Below are 17,973 nucleotides of genomic sequence, written 5' to 3' on the forward strand. Positions count from 1 at the left end.
ACGCCGCCGGCAGGGGCAGCTTACCTTGTGCGCGTTTTGCGCGAAAATGGGAGCGCAGCGACCCGCGCAAAACGTGCACAAGGTAAGCTGTCCCGCGGAGGGCCGAAGGCCCGGAGCAAACTGCCTGGCATTGTTAGTGTTGATGAACTTAGATGCCACCAAACTTACTTTACCGACAATTTACAAAGCTTTTGGAAAACCCCCAACTAACCTGGAGCGGCACGTTTGGTTGTGCCGTACCACGCTTTCCCTTGAGCGGCTAATTAGCCCAAAAGAAATTCTCCACTTTACTACCCTCGCCGCCATCCACGAATTTATAGGATGGAAGCCACTGAAGGCTATTTAAAACGACCGTAAAATCCCTGCTTGCGATTTTGGATCTACGAAGCACGGTGCCGCCGAATGTCTTCCGAATAGTTTGTACTTTTTTAGGCGGCGACCCGAATTACCCGAACACTAACGCCGCCAGCAGGGGCGGCCTACTTTGCGCGCTTTGTTGCGCGATAATGGGAGCGCAGCGACCCGCGCAATAAAGTGCGCAAAGTAGGACGTCCCGCGGAGGGCCGAAGGCCCGGAGCATCCTGCCTGGCTTTGTTAAAGCTCATGGGCCCGATACACCACAATTTTCTCTACTGACTCACGAACTTCAACAACATAATGTTGCCAACAGCCTCTGCAAACTGAAGAATTCTCAATAGACGAGCCGCGCTGCCCTTTTTTAGCCACCGCTACTACCGGATGCCCACAATCACCACAAGCGAAAGCCAGACTCTCTCCAAATGGATCGGCTTTCAACTCGGCTCCGTCTCCGGAAATGACTAAATAATCAGTTATTTCTGTCATAAATACGAACCACGATACTCGTGAGCTTTAACAGTTTTATTCATAGGCGTGTGCATATATACACACATCGATACAGTGTCTATATATGCACACAGGTATGCAAATATACCTATTTAAAATTCGATACTGGTATCAATATCCGTACATCTTTCGGCGAGGCCTTCTTCTATTCGGTGCGCCAGTCCCAGTACGATGGCTTTGTCCCGCGTGGTGATCCACGCCTGCAGCTGTCGGCTCCATTTGCCGCCAAGGTGCTTGATGGCTTGGCGGATTTCTGTTTCTTCGTAGCGCACTTTGAGGGCGACCGGTTGCTGCAGCCTCTGTGCATGCACTACATTCAGGCTCATCCCCTGTGGGGTTCGCTGCCGCTCATCAACGATGACTTCAACGGTTGTAAAGACTTTAGTACCGCAGTCGGATTGACGATATCGGACTGCGCACAGGCGGTTTCCATAGCGTTCGACAAACCGCTTTGCGCCGCGTTCGTGTGGGCGCATTGTTTTTATAACTTTCACAGCCACTCCCTGGCTTCCCAACAACTTCCCATTCCTAGATATTACTTATCTCGCTTTACAAGCCCAGCTTATCCCAAATTTCGTCCACTTTTCGACTAACCTCCGGGTCCTTCACTATGGGGCGACCCCACTCCCGTGTGGTTTCCCCTTCCCATTTGTTGGTGGCATCAAACCCGATTTTTGAGCCGAGGCCGGAAACTGGCGAGGCAAAATCTAGATAGTCGATCGGGGTGTTTTCCACCATCACAGTATCCCGTGCCGGGTCCATGCGAGTGGTCATGGCCCAGATCACGTCGTTCCAGTCGCGGGCATTGACGTCGTCATCGGTGACGATCACGAACTTTGTGTACATGAACTGGCGCAGGAAGGACCACACGCCCATCATTACGCGCTTGGCGTGGCCGGCGTACTGCTTTTTCATTGTAACCACGGCCAGGCGATAGGAGCAGCCTTCCGGTGGCAGGTAGAAATCGACGATCTCCGGGAATTGCTTGCGCAGGATCGGCACGAACACTTCGTTCAGCGCTTCACCCAGTACCGCGGGCTCATCCGGCGGCCGCCCGGTGTAGGTGCTGTGGTAGATGGGGTCTTTGCGGTGGGTGATTTTTTCCACCGTGAACACCGGGAAGCGGTCAACCTCGTTGTAATAGCCGGTGTGGTCTCCATAGGGTCCTTCGTCGGCCATATCGTCCGGATAGATGTACCCTTCCAGGACATATTCTGCACTCGCGGGGACCTGCAGGTTGCTGAGTTTGGCTTCCGCCACTTCGGTTTTGCTGCCGCGCAGGAGGCCGGCAAAGGCGTACTCAGAGAGGGTATCTGGCACCGGAGTCACCGCGCCGAGGATGGTGGCCGGATCGGCACCCAGGGCGACGGCCACCGGGAAGGGTTCTCCGGGAAATTTCTGCTGCCACTCGCGGAAGTCCAGCGCACCGCCACGGTGCGACAACCAGCGCATGATCAGGCGGTTCTTGCCGATCAGCTGCATGCGGTAGATGCCCAGGTTCTGGCGCTTCTTCTCTGGGCCGCGGGTGATGACCAGGGGCCAGGTGACCAGAGGGGCCGCGTCGCCGGGCCAGCAGGTCTGGATCGGCATTGTGGTTAGGTCGATATCGGCGGTTTCAATCTCGAACTGCTGGCAGTCGGGTTTGCCGATGACCTTCGGCCCCATGTTCATGACCTGCTTGAAGATCGGTAACTTCTCCCAGGCGTCCCTGAGCCCTTCCGGGGGCTGCGGCTCCTTGAGGAAGGCGAGCAGCTCCCCCACTTGCCGCAGTTCGCTGACAGACTCCCGCCCCATGCCCAGCGCCACGCGCTCGGGGGTACCAAACAGGTTGGCGAGAACCGGGGTGTCGTAGCCGGTGGGGTTTTCAAACAGGAGTGCGGGGCCGCCGGCGCGCAGTACGCGGTCGGCAATTTCTGTCATTTCCAGATAGGGGCTGACGGGGTGCTTGATGCGTTTCAGCAGGCCGCGCTTTTCCAGCAATCGGATGAAGTCGCGCAGGTCTTTGTATTTCATGTTTTACCGGTCGACGAGAATTTCGACGGCCAGTGTAAAACAGTCAGGACAAAATAGGGAATGTGCGCCGCGCCGGGTACATCGGCGGAGAGCAGAGAAAGAGGGAGGATTTACAGCAACCCGCAGCAAGCGCTGCGGGCTGTGTCACTTCAAGAGGCTATTAATAGCTCTTAGAAGCGCGGGCGACGCGGACGGTCTTCGCGCGGCTTGGCTTCGTTAACACGGATGTTACGGCCAGACAGCGGCTGATCATTCATTTCTTCGATTGCCTTACGCGCTTCGTCGTCGTTCGGCATTTCTACGAAACCAAAACCTTTAGAACGGCCAGTTTCCCGGTCAGTAATTACAGTAGCCCGGGAGATTTCACCGAACGCACCAAATGCTTCGTGCAGTTCGTCAGAGGTTACGCCGTAGGCCAGATTTCCGATATAGATATTCACAAAAAAGTCTCACTAGAGTCAGTGGGCTGTCGAGCAATTCACAAATGGTAACCAGCTCCACCGAGTTATCCATTTGCGATTGGTCCGTTGTCGGTCGACTTCCCAGCCACCCGGGACCAATTCGGTCAGTGCTGAAATACTGTTCAACACTTCAATGTTGGCCTTTATATGCCTAACGCCAGGCCTTTTCAACTGAATTCGGCGTAATTTCACGCCTCATTCGTCCTATTGCAAAAACCTTCCTCACATCGCAATAAAGGCCGGCAATCAATGCCGGCCTTTATTGTGAAATGGAATTATTTCCGTTTCATGGACAGGAAGAACTCGTCGTTGGTCTTGAAGTCCTTCAGCTTGTCGATCAGGAACTCGGTCGCGGCCAGGTCTTCCATATCGTGCAGCAGTTTGCGCAGGATCCACACGCGCTGCAGCTCGCCTTCCGGCATCAGCAGCTCTTCGCGGCGGGTGCCGGAGCGGCGCACGTTGATGGCCGGGTAAACGCGCTTCTCGGCGATCTTGCGGTCCAGCTGCAGTTCCATGTTACCGGTACCCTTGAACTCTTCGAAGATCACTTCGTCCATCTTGGAGCCGGTATCTACCAGGGCGGTGGCGATAATGGACAGGCTGCCGCCTTCCTCGATATTCCGCGCCGCACCAAAAAAGCGCTTCGGGCGCTCCAGTGCGTGGGCGTCCACTCCACCGGTGAGCACCTTGCCGGAGCTGGGCACGGTGGTGTTGTAGGCGCGCGCCAGACGGGTGATGGAGTCCAGCAGGATCACCACGTCTTTCTTGTGTTCCACCAGACGCTTGGCTTTCTCGATCACCATCTCCGCCACCTGTACGTGACGGGCCGGCGGCTCGTCGAAGGTGGAGGCAACCACTTCGCCGCGCACCGAGCGCTGCATTTCGGTCACTTCTTCCGGGCGCTCGTCGATCAGCAGTACGATCAGGTGGCACTCAGGGTTGTTGCGGGTGATGGCCTGGGCCATGTTCTGCAACATGATGGTCTTACCGGCCTTCGGCGGCGCCACGATCAGGCCGCGCTGGCCTTTGCCGATGGGGGCAACCAGGTCGATGATACGGCCGATGAGGTCTTCGGAGGAGCCGTTTCCGCACTCGAGGGTGAGGCGCTTATTGGGAAACAGCGGGGTAAGGTTTTCGAACAGGATCTTGTTGCGGGCGTTTTCCGGCTTGTCGAAGTTGATGTCGCTGACTTTCAGCAGTGCGAAATAGCGTTCACCTTCTTTGGGGGGGCGGATCTTGCCGGAAATGGAGTCCCCGGTGCGCAGGTTGAAGCGGCGGATCTGGCTGGGGGAAACGTAGATATCATCGGGGCCGGCGAGATATGAAGAGTCGGCCGAACGCAAAAAGCCAAACCCGTCCTGAAGTATTTCCAATACGCCTTCGCCGTAAATGTCTTCACCGCTTTTGGCGTGGCGCTTCAGGATATTGAATATGATGTCCTGTTTGCGCGAGCGGGCCAGATTCTCCAGGCCCATGCCCTTGGCGATTTCAATCAGCTCTTCAATGGGTTTCGTTTTTAATTCAGAAAGGTTCATACCAATTGCTTTATATGGGTTTCTTTTATCAGTTGGCGCGGACGCGCGGGAAGCTTCTGCGGGGGGATTTGAAAGTTCGATCTTGATACAGCCTGTAACGCGATGCCATCTGACAGTTCATCCGCACGAAAACTCATCGGAAAGCAGTTTTCCGCTCACACTGGCACACTTGTTTGGCAAAGGCGCCAGGAGGAATGTTCAACTTGAGGAGTTTGCGCGCCGGAGAGGCTGCAGAGACAGCGGGGTTGGCGACTTGGCTCAGGTTTGGACTGAACAGTTAATTTGATTACTAGGCAGTATAACGGCAGTTCACTAACCTGCAAGGCCTATTTACAGGCCCTGCAGGACATTTCGGCGCCGTCTGGCGCCCGTCGCGCTTAAACCTGGCTGTCGATGAACTCGGTCAGCTGGGCGCGGGACAGTGCACCCACTTTGGTGCCTTCGACATTGCCGCCCTTGAACAGCAGCAGGGTCGGAATGCCGCGCACGTTGTACTTGGCTGCGGACTCCTTGTTGCTGTCGACGTCCACCTTGACGATCTTCAGCTTGTCGCCGTAATGACCGGCCAGGTCTTCCAGCACCGGCGCAATCATCTTGCAGGGACCGCACCACTGGGCCCAGAAGTCCACCAGCACCGGGCCGTCGGCCTTGAGTACTTCGGCTTCAAATTCTGCGTCGGTTACGTTGACGATGTTCGCGCTCATAGTCGTTTCCTGTAGTTCTGTTGCTTCGGGCCCCCGGGCCACGCCGGCAGACATGATAAGTACGGCCAGCTGACCCCGCAAGGCAAATGGTTCTCGGCCTATGCTTCGGCATTCCCCCCTTAATGGGGCTGGCGGCCCGGATATCAAGGCTTTGCGGAGCTTCCACGTCAATCTGCGGGCAGGAAGCGCTGCAGAATTTCGTCCACATAGTCATAGCCAAAGTCCGTGGTGGCGATCCGCTCGCCCAGAGGCTGCACCAGCTCCATTGTCTCCAGGCGCGCCCATTCCCGCTCCAGCGCCGCCAGCGGCAGCCCGGTATAGGCGGGGAAACTGGCCGCGGGCACTCCCGCTTCGAGTCGCAGGGCATTCATCAGGAATTCCAGCGGTCGCTCGGATGGCGCCACCCGGTCGCACTTCGGTAGCGGGAAAGTGCCCTGATCCACGTCACGCTGCCCCAGGGAAAGATAGTCTCGCGGCGTGCGGGTGCGGCGGGTACGCAGGATCTGCCCCTCGGCGGGCACAGTGAACTTGCCGTGGGCGCCGGCACCGATGCCAATGTAGTCCGCGAAGGACCAGTAATTCAGGTTGTGCCGGGACTCGCGACCCGGCGGGCTGTAGGCAGAGACCTCGTAGCGCCCGTAGCCCTGGGCCGCGAGATAGGCGCGGCCGGCGCGCTGGATCGCGGCAATCGCCTCGGATCCGGGGGTGACCGGCGGCGCCGAGTAGAACGCGGTATTCGGCTCGATGGTGAGCTGGTACCAGGAGATATGCTGCACCCCGAGGTCCACCGCCCGCCGCAGGTCCCCGAGCGCATCTATCTCCCCCTGCCCCGGCAGGCCGTGCATCAGGTCGATATTGATATTGTCGAAGCCCGCGGCGCGGGCCTGGCTGGCGGCGGTTTCCGCCTCTGGTCCGGTGTGGATGCGCCCCAGGTTCTGCAGCTGCAGGGGGTCAAAGCTCTGCACGCCAATGGACAGCCGGTTTACGCCGGCGGTGCGGTAACCGGCGAACTTGGCCTGCTCAAAGGTGCCCGGATTGGCCTCCAGGGTAATTTCTATGGCAGGCTCGAAGCCCACCAGCCGCTCGGCCATCTCCAGGATGGCGCCAATGGCGCGGGGCGAAAACAGGCTCGGGGTACCGCCACCGAAGAAGATGGAACCCAGCCTGCGCCCCTGCACCCAGGGCAGCTGGCTCTCGAGGTCCCGCTGTAGCTGTGCCACGTACTCCCGCTCCGGGAGCCCGCTGGGCGCAGCCGGCGCACTGCTGGCGTGGTGGATATCCACATGCCCGCCCGCGGCGAATTCGTGCGAATTGAAATCACAGTAGGGGCACTTGCGCACGCACCAGGGAATATGCACGTACAGGCTCAGCGGGGGCAGCTCCATCAGGCTGTCCACGGCACCGCTCTCGGATTGCGGCTCACTCACCCAGCATCTGCTCCCGCCACAGCTGTTCGAACTGTTTGACTGCCTGCGCGCGGTGACTCAGGCGGTTTTTCACTTCCCGCGGCAGCTGCGCCGAAGTCAGCCCCTCCTGTTCCACAAAGAACAGCGGATCGTAACCGAACCCCTGGTCACCGGCGGTATGTTCGAGGATGCGACCGCGCCAGCGGGCGGTGCACACCAGCGGCACCGGGTCGTCCGGCGTGCGCACGAATGCCAGCGCGCAGTGGAAGCTGGCGCCGCGTTTTTTCGTCGGCACCCCGTCCAGCGCCGCCAGCAGCTTTTGATTGTTGTCCGCATCGCTGGCACCGGCGCCGGCATAGCGGGCGGAATAAATACCCGGGGCGCCATCGAGCGCATCCACCGCCAGCCCGGAGTCGTCCGCCAGTGCCGGCAGTCCGCTGGCGCGACTGGCGTGACGCGCCTTGATCAGGGCATTTTCAATAAAACTGAGGCCGGTCTCCGCGGCTTCTTCGGTGACGAAATCCGACTGCGGCAACACCGCAATCTGCCAGCCGGAAAACAGCTGGGAAAATTCTTTGAGTTTGCCCGCATTGCCGCTGGCGAGAACGATTTTATCCATGGGCTTTTCCAATTGCGCGTATTCAACCGGGTCTCAAAACAAAAACAGCGAGCGCACTGCGCCCGCTGTTTGCGATCGACCGCTGAATATCAGTTCTTGTGCAGCTGGCGGCGGAAGGTCAGCTGCTGGTTGCTGCCGTCCGGCAGTACCAGATCGATATTGAAGGTCAGCGACTCTTCGTGTTCAAAGCGGAACGGTGCCAGGTAGTACACCGCATCCTGGTCGCGGATTTCCTGAAACTCCAGCGCTCGCGACTGCTGGATCAGGTTGGTGGCATTGCCGGAGATGCCGGCACTCATGCCCTTGGTATCACCTTTCTTGGCCACGGAAATATTCACAAAGGCGCGGTCGCGGGCACGCACCAGATTGTACTGGCGGGCAATGTCCGGCGAGATGAAATCGCTGTTGAACACCGAGTAGGTCACCCGGTAATCGCCAAAGTCCGAATAGTTTTCGATGACCTTGGCACCCTGCGCCGCAGCCGTAGCTGCCCACAACAACAGGGCCATGGAAAATAGTGCAGCAAACAGACGTTTCACGGCGTCCTCCTTTTCTGGATTCTCATTGTCGATTCTCGCACGCTGATATACACGCCCCGACCATCTGGGGGCGCCAGTGGCGTCGTATCACACAGACATCTGACTCTTATTCTAGCGAGTCAGATGGTAAATCGCCGTTTCTCCGAAAAGATTGGGCAAAAAGTCCTTCAACAGCCCGGCAGTCGTGGACTCTGAGACCACCTGGCGATGCAGGATCTGCCAGTTGTGCTGGCGGCAGAGCACTTCAAAATCCCTGAAAGTACAAAAGTGAATATTGGGCGTGTCGTACCATTCATACGGTAATAAATCTGACACCGGCATACGCCCGGAAAATGCCAGGTGCCAGCGCGCTTTCCACTGCCCGAAGTTGGGGAAGGTAATGATGCACTCGCGCCCCACCCGCAGCATTTCATCCACCACCAGGTGCGGAAAGCGCAGGGTCTGCAGCGCCTGGGTCATCACCACGGTATCGAAACTGTGGTCGCCAAAATTGCCCAGCCCCTGGTCCAGGTTCTGTTCCACCACATTCACGCCACGCTCGACGCAGCGCTGGATCTGCTCGGGATCGATTTCAAGCCCGTAACCGCTGACTTGCTTTTCCCGTCCGAGGCGCTGCAGCAGCGCGCCGTCGCCACAGCCGAGGTCGAGCACGCGGGTTTTGGGTGCGATCCAGTTGTGGATGATATCCAGATCCTTACGCAACATCGCCGCCCCCGTTGTTCTGCTCGGCAGCCACATTATTCATGTAGGCCGCAAATATGTTTTCGTAGCGCGCGTTGGGCAACAGGAAAGCATCGTGTCCCATGGCCGACTCCACTTCCGCGTAGGTCACCGCCTTGTTCGCGTGCATCAGCGCATCGGCAATTTCCCGCGAGCGCTCCGGCGCAAAGCGCCAGTCGGAAGTGAACGATACCAGCAGGAACTTGCAGCGGGCGTGCGCAAACGCCTTGACCGGATCGTGGTCGTATTCCCGCGCCAGGTCGAAATAATCCAGTGCGCGGGTCATCAGGATATAGGTGTTGGGATCGAAGCTGCTGGAAAAACTGTCGCCCTGGTAGCGCAGGTAACTCTGCACCTGGAACTCCACCAGTTCCTCCACGCCCTGTTCGAAAGTACCGGAGCGCAGTTCGCGGCCGAATTTTTTACCCAGGCCATCGTCCGACAGATAGGTGATATGCCCGATCATGCGCGCCACCGCCAGGCCGTGGCGCGGCAGGGTCTCCTCTTCCAGGTAACGGCCGTCGCGAAAATCCGGATCGGAGGTGATCGCCTGGCGGGCGGTTTCATTGAACGCGATATTCTGCGCGGACAGTTTCATGGCCGATGCGATCACCACGCAGTGGCGCAGGCGCTCGGGATATTCCAGCGCCCAGCGCATCGCCTGCATGCCGCCGAGACTGCCACCCACAACCGCAGCCCACTGTTCGATACCCAGGTGGTCCGCCAGCTGTGCCTGGCTGTGCACCCAGTCCCGCGCTCGCAGCGGCGGAAAGTCCGGGCCCCAGGGTTTGCCGGTGGCGGGGTTGATGGATGCGGGCCCGGTGGAGCCGTGACAACCGCCGAGGTTGTTTACTGCCACCACATAAAACTTGTTGGTGTCGATGGGTTTGCCGGAACCGATATAACTGTCCCACCAGCCGGGACGCTTGTCATCGAGGCTGTGATAACCGGCGGCGTGGTGGTGGCCGGACAGGGCGTGACAGATCAGCACCCCGTTGGACCTGTCCGCATTCAGGGTGCCGTAGGTTTCATATACCAGGGTGTATTCGTCCAACACTCTGCCGCAGGCCAGCTTGAACGGGCCGGGAAAGGTGTGACTTTTGGGCTCCACGAGCCCCACCGAATTGGCCGGCAGCTCCGCCGGTTGTCGGGGTTTGGGAGATTGCGCTTCCGTGGTCAAAATCTTGTGCGTGTGTGGTTGGCGGGGCGCCAAGTTTACGAAAGGTGGGGCGTTGAGTACACCCGACGCTCGCCCGCCACTAGACTAAAAAATCACGAAGTCGCAGGAGCCTTTAACGGAGTAACGTTGTTGGCGATGGTAGCCACCGGTGCCGGCGCCACCGGTTGCGAGGCGGGCTGGGTCTGTTTCAGCAGATCTTCCAGGGCTGCCAGCGCACTGTGGTTACGCACCAGCTCTTCTTCCAGTGTGTGCAGGTCCGTGCGCTTGGTCTGGGTCTTCTGCTTCAGCTCCGTCAGCTTGATCAGGTGTCGGTTCAGCAGATGCTTTTGATAGGTCACATGCTGCTTCAGCGGCTCCAGTACCTGCTCCAGCCAGCCGTCCACAGAAGAAATCATCTGGCTGTACATGCGCCCCACTTCATTCGCCAGGGTCGCCACAAAGCGCTCGGTCAGGCGGTTGCGCCTTGCCAGCAGCAACTGCGGCGAGCGACGCAGCTGAGCCGCCTGGCGGTGCAGGCCGCGCAGCGCGGCGCGGAAGCTGGACACATCGAAGTGGTGCTCGGCAGAAATAATATTGTTCAGGGTCGAGCGGTCGTAGATCGCATCCACTAGGCGGTTGGCCTGATCCACCTCCCGCTCCAGGTTCATCAACTGATGTTCCACGCCCCCCATAAATCCATCAATAGCGCGCGCCAGTCCCAGTGGTGACCAGCGCTCGTTCAGGGCCTGGCGGGTCTCGTCGATCAGCTGCTGCAACTGCTGGCTGGAAACCGGTGCCAGCAGCGAGGCGCGCTGGCGCGCCAGCATGCGCTGGCTGGATTTCAGGGTCAGCAATTCCTGGTGACAGAACTTGTGCTGCTCCTTCGCGGTCTGGTGCTGCTGTTTGAGTTCTTCCAATTGTTCCGCGCTAGTGTTTCCCTGGCGCTTCAGGTGCTCCAGGGTCGCGGCGCCACTGTTCAGGCGGCGCTTGAGCAGGTCGCGGGTATCCGCCATCAGGGTCAGCGCCTGGTGCAGGGAGCGGTGATTGGCCACCTTGTCGCGGTGCTCCATCAGGCGCTGTACCAGCAGCTGCTCGAAATCGCCAAAGCGGCTCTGCTGCAGCAACATCGGGTCGCGCTGGGCGCGGGCCAGCAGGGCCTTCTTCGCCGACACCCCCACAACATGCTCCTGCGGCAGGTCCAGCAGCTTGCTGACTTCCTTGCGCATGCGCCGCAGCATCAGGTCCGCGTCTTCGTCGGGGTCGTCCCACATGGCGTCGATCTTGTTCAGCAGCGCCATCACCGCGGTACCGCGATGCTCCCGCAGGGGAACCAGGTGGGTTTCCCACATATTCAGGTCGGTACCGCTGACACCGGCGTCGGCGGACAGCAAAAAAGCAACCGCCTGGGCGCCGGGCAGCGTGGACAGGGTCAGCTCCGGTTCGTTGCCCAGCGCGTTGAGTCCGGGGGTGTCGATAATGCGCAGCCCCTGGGCCAGCAGCGGGTGCGGCAGGGAAATCAGCGCGTAGCGCCAGGCCGGGATCTGCACCAGGTTGCCGTTGCCATCCAGGTGGCGGCGGTCAAAGCCATAACGGGCCGCCTCTTCCGGACTCACCGCCTTGGTGGCGGCGACTTTCATCAGTGCATCGCGGGTGGCATCGGCATCTTCCGGATCGAATTCGTGATGGACCCACTTCTGCGGGATGCGGCGGAAGCTCTCCAGGCTGGTATTGGTGGCCAGGGTCTCGATCGGCAACAGGCGCACGGAGGCCTGTTGGCTGCCGTCGCAGTAGATCTCGGTGGGGCACATGGTGGTGCGACCGGGGCGCGACGGCAGCAGGCGCTTGCCGTAGGTATGCGACAGCATCGCGTTGATCAGCTCGGTCTTGCCGCGGGAGAACTCGCCGACCAGCGCCACGGTGAACTGGTCTTCCGCCAGCAACTGTCGCGCCTGCTGCACCACCTGGCGGGCGCCGGCGGAATTGGGGAAGTGTTCTTCCAGCCAGTGGCTGAAGGCGTTCAACTGGCGGTCCAGGGCCCTCTTCCAGCTGTCGTAGTCGGCAATGTGCTGGCGCAATGTCGCATCTTCCATGTTCGGGAGTTCTTGTTATTTGTGTGTAATTTTTACATTGGGCCGGTCATTTTCCGGCAAGGTGGCGGCAAATTAAAGACCGTTGGTGCAATTTAGCGAACCGTTCGGCACTAAACAGCGAGGGAAGAGGACTTGGGCGCAGGCCCCGAAGAACACAGGCAGGTAAGTCAGGAAATCGAAACGGACGCCGGGGCGGAATCGAACAGGGCCGCAGTTGGCGGCCCTGAGGTCGTCGGCTCGCGATCAGAACGGGATATGCCAGAACAGGTTGTACACCAGCTGCGGCATCTGCGCGCTCTGGGCAAAGCCCACCAGCAGCTTGTCCACCACCGTGAGCAGGATAAAGATGAAAATCGGACTGATATCGATCACCCCCAGCGGCGGGATGATCTTGCGTACCGGTGCGTAAAGCGGCTCCAGCAACTGGCGCAGCAGCATCAGTGCCGGATGGCTGCTGTGGGGAGCGATCCAGCTGACCACGATGGAGATCAGCATACCCACAAACAGAATTGCTACCAGGGTCATGACGCAGCCGAGCAGCGACCACAGCAGTGCGGCCAGCGGGTTCAGCATGCCCGCACCGGCGAGAAAACCGGCGCCGATGATCATCACCCAGCCCACCAGCAGCGCCAGCACCAGCGACGCCATGTCGATGCCGAACAGGCCGGGCACCACTTTGCGCAGGGGGCGCAGTAGCGGATTGGTGATTTTCACGATGCCCTGGGACAGGGGATTGTAAAAATCCGCCCGCGCCAGCTGCAGCATAAACCGCAGCAGCACCGTAAACAGGAACAGGATCCCCAGGGTGGCGAGAATAAACACGCCGATATTGCTGAAGGTGTTGACCATCGAAAGTCCTTGTTACGTGGTTATTTTTACTGTTAACGATCCAGTTCTTTGGCCATCTCGGCGGCGCGCGCCGCACAATCGCTCATCGCCTGCTCTACCAGTTGCGGCAGTCCGCCTTCCTGAAAGCGCTTCACCGCGCGCTCGGTCGTGCCATTGGGCGACATCACGTTGCGTTTCAACTGCGCCACGTCCACATCGCTTGCCACCGCAAGTTTCGCTGCGCCCAGTGCGGTTTGCAAGGTAAGGCGTTCGGCGTCGGCGCGCTTCATGCCGGCCTTTTCCGCGGCGTCGATCATCGACTCCATAAACTGGAAATAGTACGCCGGGCCGGAGCCGGATACGGCAATCACCTGGTCGATGCCGGATTCCTCGTCCACCCACAGGGCAATCCCCACCGCTTCCGCCATTTGCGTGGCAATCTGCTTTTGCGCGTCGCTCACGCCCGCGCCGGCGTAGAGACCGGTCACCCCGGTACCGACAAGTGCCGGCGTATTCGGCATCGCCCGCACTATGGGAACGCCGGCACCCAGCCAGCGCTGGTAGGCCGCCAACGGGATGCCCGCGGCCAGCGTGATCACCAGCGGCTTGCGCGCGCTGACGATGGAAGCCAGGTCCTCACACAGTTCCCTCATCATCTGCGGCTTGACCGACAGCACCAGCACATCGGCTTCGGCCACCTCCGCGGCATTGTCGGTACTGACCAGAACACCGGTGCGCGCGGCAAATTCCTGCAGCTTCTGTTCATTGCGGCCGGTGGCAACAATCCGCTCCGCCGGATAGCCACTGGCCACCAGCCCACCGATCACCGCGCCGGCCATATTGCCCGCGCCGCCGATAAATACCATTTTCGCCTGGGTCATGATCTACCTCTGGTCAGTGTTATTTGCGGGCGCCGAAGATATCGGTGCCTATTCGCACAATGGTGGCGCCGCTGGCGATGGCCGCTTCCATATCCCCGGACATACCCATGGACAGGGTATCCAGCGGCTGTTCCGGCAGCTGCGCCTTCAGTTCTTTCAGTAATGCCGCCATCTGCAGGAAGGGATCGCGCTGGTCTGCTCCCGGTCCGCGCACCGCCGGTATCGCCATCAACCCGCGCAGACGCAGATTGGGCAATTCCGCCACTTTTGCCGCAAGTGCCGGCAATTCCGCCGGAGCCACCCCGGACTTGCGCTCTTCATCGTCTATATTCACCTGCAGGCAGATATTCAGTGGCGGCAGGCCCGCGGGCCGCTGCTCCGACAACCGCCGTGCAATTTTTAACCGATCCACCGTGTGCATCCAGTGGAAGTGTTCCGCCACATCGCGGGACTTGTTGGACTGCAGCGGGCCGATGAAATGCCACACAATGTCCAGATCGGCGAGTGCTGACTGCTTTTCCAGCGCCTCCTGCAGGTAGTTCTCACCGAAGTGACGCTGGCCCGCGCAATAGGCTGCCCGCAGGTCCGCTGCCGGCTTGGTTTTGGATACCGCGAGCAGCGTGACCGCATCCGGATCCCGGTCAAAAGCTCTACAGGCGGCAACAATCCGTGCAGCCACAGAATTGAGGTTTTCGGCGATCGACCCTTTGCGCATATACTGGGACCTGGCTAACCCTGACGAACATCGGCGCGCATTCTAATCGCTTAGCCCAGCGCCCGTCATATCAGAACAATAAGGTAGCAGTATGGACATTACAGAACTCCTCGCCTTCAGCGCCAAACAGAACGCTTCCGACCTGCACCTCTCCGCAGGCCTGCCCCCGATGATCCGGGTGGATGGCGACGTGCGCCGCATCAACCTGCCCCCCATGGAGCACAAGCAGGTACACGGCCTGATCTACGAGATCATGAACGACAAGCAGCGCAAGGATTACGAAGAGTTCCTGGAGACCGACTTCTCCTTCGAGGTCCCCGGTGTCGCCCGCTTCCGGGTCAACGCCTTCAACCACAACCGCGGCGCCGGCGCCGTGTTCCGGACCATTCCCTCCAAGGTACTGACCATGGAAGACCTGGGGATGGGCCAGGTGTTCAAACAGATCTCCGACACCCCCCGCGGCCTGGTACTGGTCACCGGCCCTACCGGCTCCGGTAAGTCCACCTCGCTGGCGGCGATGATCGACTACATCAACGACAACAAGTACGAGCACATCCTCACCGTCGAGGACCCGATCGAATTCGTACACGAGTCGAAAAAGTGCCTGGTCAACCAGCGGGAAGTCCACCGCGACACCCACGGTTTCTCCGAAGCCCTGCGCTCCGCCTTGCGTGAAGACCCGGACATCATCCTCGTGGGTGAGATGCGGGACCTCGAGACCATCCGCCTGGCACTCACCGCCGCGGAAACCGGCCACCTGGTATTCGGCACCCTGCACACCACCTCCGCCGCAAAGACCATCGACCGTGTGGTCGACGTATTCCCCGCGGAAGAAAAGGCCATGGTGCGCTCCATGCTGTCGGAATCCCTGCAGGCGGTCATCTCCCAGACCCTGCTCAAGCGCAACGGCGGCGGCCGCGTCGCCGCCCACGAAATCATGCGCGGCACCCCGGCGATCCGGAACCTGATCCGCGAAGACAAGATCGCGCAGATGTATTCCGCGATCCAGACCGGCGCCAGCGTCGGCATGCAGACCATGGACCAGTGCCTGCAGGACCTGGTAGAGCGCCGGGTGATCAGCCGCGAAGTGGCGCGGGAAAAAGCGAAGATGCCGGAGAACTTCTAAACTTCTCCGGGCTGAAAAAATAAACGCGAAAATAACCAGCGGTATAAAAAATGGAAATCGAACGCCTACTGCAACTCGTCACCGAAAAAGGTGCCTCCGACCTCTTTATCACCGCCGGAGTACCGCCCTCGATCAAACTGCACGGCAAGGTGGTACCGGTCAGTACCACCGCCCTGACCCCGGAAAAAGCCCGGGAAATGGTCGTCGGCATCATGAACGACAAGCAACGCCGGGAATTCGCCGAACAAAAAGAGCTTAACTTCGCCATCTCTGTGCGCAACGTCGGCCGTTTCCGGGTATCCGCCTTCTTCCAGCGCAACCTCGTCGGCATGGTGCTGCGCCGGATCGAAACCAAGATCCCCACCATCGACGGCCTCGGCCTGCCCGAACAGCTGAAAGAGCTGGCCATGACCAAGCGTGGCCTGATCATCTTCGTCGGCGCGACCGGTACCGGTAAATCCACCTCGCTGGCCTCCATGATCGGCCACCGCAACGAAAACTCGAAGGGTCACATCATCTCGATCGAAGACCCCATCGAATTTATCCACCAGCACCGCGGCTGCATCGTCACCCAGCGCGAAGTGGGCCTGGATACCGAATCCTTCGAAACCGCGCTGAAGAACACCCTGCGTCAGGCGCCGGACGTGATCCTCATCGGTGAGGTGCGCTCCCGCGAGACCATGGACCACGCCATCGCCTTCGCCGAAACCGGCCACTTGTGCCTGTGTACCCTGCACGCGAACAACGCCAACCAGGCGCTGGACCGCATCATCCACTTCTTCCCCGCCGACCGGCACCAGCAGCTGTGGATGGACCTGTCCCTCAACCTGCAGGCAATGGTCGCCCAGCAGCTGGTACCGACGCCGGACGGCGACGGCCGCCGCGCCTGTCTCGAGATCATGATCAACACCCCGCTGATGGCAGACCTGATCCGCAAGGGCGAAGTGCACAAGATGAAGGAGCTGATGAAACGCTCCAACGAACAGGGCATGCAGACCTTCGACCAGGCCCTGTACGAACTCTACGACCGCGGCGAGATCACCTACGAGGACGCCCTCGCCCACGCCGACTCTGCCAACGACCTGCGCCTGATGATCAAGCTCAAGTCCGAGTCCGACGCCGAGTACCTCAACAGCGCCGCCGACGAACTGAGCCTCGCCAGCGACACCGACAACAACGGCGGCCCGCAGATCTATTAAAGGAACACGGAGCTCCAGCTCCGCAATTCCTGGGTGCGCGGAGCTCCAGCTCCGCAATGCGGGCCTGCGGCCCGCCCCCTTTCGCCTGCAAGCAGGCTCCTACACACCATCCCGCACAGGTAGATGTCCGTGGCCAATACCGCGAGAAAAATTGCACTCATCACCGGCGGCAGTCGCGGCATTGGCGCCGCCACTGCCAAGCTGCTCGCCGCCCGCGGTTACAATATCTGCATCAGTTACCGCGCCCGTCAGTCCGACGCCGAAGCGGTACTGGAAAATCTGCGCTCGCACGATGTCAAAACGATCGCGGTGCAGGCAGATATTTCCCTGGAGCATGACGTAGAGCGGCTATTTGCTGCGGTAGACGAGCAGCTCGGACCGTTGACGGCGCTGGTGAACAACGCCGGTATGCTGTTGCAACAGTCCCGCGTCGAACAGATGACCGCCGCGCGGATCAATCAGATCCTGCAAACGAATGTCACCGGGACGCTGCTGTGCTGCCGCGAGGCCATCAAACGCATGTCCACCGCAAATGGCGGCACAGGTGGCGCCATCGTCAATGTTTCATCCGGGGCCGCCCGCAGTGGCTCTCCCAATGAATATATCGATTACGCCGCCAGCAAGGGCGCAGTGGATACCCTGACCATCGGCCTCAGCAAGGAAGTCGCGCGGGAAGGTATCCGGGTCAACGGTGTGCGCCCGGGATTGATCGCTACGGAGATGCACAGTGACGGCGGCGAGCCGGAGCGCATCGAACGGCTCAAATCCCGGATACCGCTCGGGCGCGGTGGACAGCCGGAAGAAGTGGCCGGAGCTATCGCCTGGTTACTCAGTGAAGAAGCTTCCTTCACCACCGGGACATTTATCGATACAACCGGTGGGCTATAGCTCCAAAAGAACGCGATGACTCCAGCCAGAATTTTTGTATTTTTAGCGGTAGTACTATTACTTAACGGTTGTGAAGAAACCCCCAACGCAGACCGTATTTTCATTAATGGCGACATTCTTACCGTAGACAGGAACAATTCCATCGCCAGCGCACTTGCGTTAAAGCACGGCCGCATCCTCGCGATCGGAAACCGGGACGAGATCGAAGCGCTGTCGGACACTGATA

General features: G+C 59.8%; 19 protein-coding genes. 4 read left to right on the forward strand and 15 right to left on the reverse strand.

Annotated elements, in window-relative coordinates; all coding sequences use genetic code 11:
- Nucleotides 1–594: 594 nt before the first annotated feature.
- From QZ511_RS13030 to QZ511_RS13100, 15 genes are all read right to left on the reverse strand, one after another.
- Entirely contained in the window at nucleotides 595–843 is a 249-nt protein-coding gene (locus tag QZ511_RS13030) for a hypothetical protein (RefSeq protein ID WP_295802983.1), read from the reverse strand.
- A gap of 113 nt (nucleotides 844–956) precedes the next feature.
- On the reverse strand, nucleotides 957–1,358 hold the full coding sequence (locus tag QZ511_RS13035) for a hypothetical protein (RefSeq protein ID WP_295802984.1): 402 nt from the start codon (nucleotides 1,356–1,358) through the stop codon (nucleotides 957–959).
- Nucleotides 1,359–1,413: 55 nt separating this feature from the next.
- Nucleotides 1,414–2,877: a 4-hydroxy-3-polyprenylbenzoate decarboxylase gene (ubiD, locus tag QZ511_RS13040; protein WP_295802985.1), complete on the reverse strand. Its 1,464-nt coding sequence runs from the start codon at nucleotides 2,875–2,877 to the stop codon at nucleotides 1,414–1,416.
- A gap of 170 nt (nucleotides 2,878–3,047) precedes the next feature.
- On the reverse strand, nucleotides 3,048–3,317 hold the full coding sequence (locus tag QZ511_RS13045; RefSeq protein ID WP_010133764.1) for an RNA-binding protein: 270 nt from the start codon (nucleotides 3,315–3,317) through the stop codon (nucleotides 3,048–3,050).
- 296 nt (nucleotides 3,318–3,613) lie between these two features.
- Nucleotides 3,614–4,873: a transcription termination factor Rho gene (gene rho, locus QZ511_RS13050; protein WP_295802986.1), complete on the reverse strand. Its 1,260-nt coding sequence runs from the start codon at nucleotides 4,871–4,873 to the stop codon at nucleotides 3,614–3,616.
- Between the two features lie 377 nt (nucleotides 4,874–5,250).
- Nucleotides 5,251–5,577: a thioredoxin TrxA gene (gene trxA, locus QZ511_RS13055; protein ID WP_295802987.1), complete on the reverse strand. Its 327-nt coding sequence runs from the start codon at nucleotides 5,575–5,577 to the stop codon at nucleotides 5,251–5,253.
- Between the two features lie 167 nt (nucleotides 5,578–5,744).
- Nucleotides 5,745–7,004: a radical SAM family heme chaperone HemW gene (gene hemW, locus QZ511_RS13060; protein ID WP_366935660.1), complete on the reverse strand. Its 1,260-nt coding sequence runs from the start codon at nucleotides 7,002–7,004 to the stop codon at nucleotides 5,745–5,747.
- Nucleotides 6,997–7,602, reverse strand: a complete 606-nt coding sequence (rdgB, locus tag QZ511_RS13065; RefSeq protein WP_295802988.1) for an RdgB/HAM1 family non-canonical purine NTP pyrophosphatase — start codon at nucleotides 7,600–7,602, stop codon at nucleotides 6,997–6,999. The genes hemW and rdgB overlap by 8 nt, the downstream gene beginning before the upstream one ends.
- 89 nt (nucleotides 7,603–7,691) lie before the next feature.
- Nucleotides 7,692–8,141, reverse strand: a complete 450-nt coding sequence (locus tag QZ511_RS13070; protein WP_295802989.1) for a DUF4426 domain-containing protein — start codon at nucleotides 8,139–8,141, stop codon at nucleotides 7,692–7,694.
- A gap of 111 nt (nucleotides 8,142–8,252) precedes the next feature.
- The gene (metW, locus tag QZ511_RS13075; protein ID WP_295802999.1) at nucleotides 8,253–8,843 is read right to left on the reverse strand and encodes a methionine biosynthesis protein MetW; all 591 of its coding nucleotides are present in this window, start codon (nucleotides 8,841–8,843) and stop codon (nucleotides 8,253–8,255) included.
- Nucleotides 8,836–9,996, reverse strand: coding sequence for a homoserine O-acetyltransferase (locus QZ511_RS13080; protein ID WP_295803000.1), 1,161 nt, complete (start codon nucleotides 9,994–9,996; stop codon nucleotides 8,836–8,838). The genes metW and QZ511_RS13080 overlap by 8 nt, the downstream gene beginning before the upstream one ends.
- Before the next feature lie 137 nt (nucleotides 9,997–10,133).
- Nucleotides 10,134–12,110, reverse strand: coding sequence for a dynamin family protein (locus QZ511_RS13085; protein WP_295802990.1), 1,977 nt, complete (start codon nucleotides 12,108–12,110; stop codon nucleotides 10,134–10,136).
- A 243-nt stretch (nucleotides 12,111–12,353) separates the two neighbouring features.
- On the reverse strand, nucleotides 12,354–12,959 hold the full coding sequence (locus QZ511_RS13090) for a YggT family protein (RefSeq protein WP_295802991.1): 606 nt from the start codon (nucleotides 12,957–12,959) through the stop codon (nucleotides 12,354–12,356).
- 32 nt (nucleotides 12,960–12,991) lie between these two features.
- Nucleotides 12,992–13,819, reverse strand: a complete 828-nt coding sequence (proC, locus tag QZ511_RS13095; protein WP_295802992.1) for a pyrroline-5-carboxylate reductase — start codon at nucleotides 13,817–13,819, stop codon at nucleotides 12,992–12,994.
- Nucleotides 13,820–13,838: 19 nt separating this feature from the next.
- On the reverse strand, nucleotides 13,839–14,534 hold the full coding sequence (locus tag QZ511_RS13100) for a YggS family pyridoxal phosphate-dependent enzyme (protein ID WP_295802993.1): 696 nt from the start codon (nucleotides 14,532–14,534) through the stop codon (nucleotides 13,839–13,841).
- A 91-nt stretch (nucleotides 14,535–14,625) separates the two neighbouring features.
- Between QZ511_RS13100 and QZ511_RS13105 the strand changes: the two genes are divergently transcribed.
- From QZ511_RS13105 to QZ511_RS13120, 4 genes are all read left to right on the forward strand, one after another.
- Nucleotides 14,626–15,660 (forward strand): type IV pilus twitching motility protein PilT, encoded by a 1,035-nt coding sequence (locus QZ511_RS13105; protein WP_295802994.1) that lies wholly within the window; start codon nucleotides 14,626–14,628, stop codon nucleotides 15,658–15,660.
- Between the two features lie 50 nt (nucleotides 15,661–15,710).
- Nucleotides 15,711–16,859 (forward strand): PilT/PilU family type 4a pilus ATPase, encoded by a 1,149-nt coding sequence (locus QZ511_RS13110; protein WP_295802995.1) that lies wholly within the window; start codon nucleotides 15,711–15,713, stop codon nucleotides 16,857–16,859.
- A gap of 129 nt (nucleotides 16,860–16,988) precedes the next feature.
- The gene (locus QZ511_RS13115; protein ID WP_295802996.1) at nucleotides 16,989–17,747 is read left to right on the forward strand and encodes an SDR family oxidoreductase; all 759 of its coding nucleotides are present in this window, start codon (nucleotides 16,989–16,991) and stop codon (nucleotides 17,745–17,747) included.
- A gap of 15 nt (nucleotides 17,748–17,762) precedes the next feature.
- Nucleotides 17,763–17,973 (forward strand): hypothetical protein (locus tag QZ511_RS13120; protein ID WP_295802997.1); only part of this gene is annotated, 211 nt, incomplete at its 3' end.

Origin of the sequence: uncultured Microbulbifer sp., from assembly GCF_913055755.1 — a bacterium.
Lineage (GTDB): Bacteria > Pseudomonadota > Gammaproteobacteria > Pseudomonadales > Cellvibrionaceae > Microbulbifer.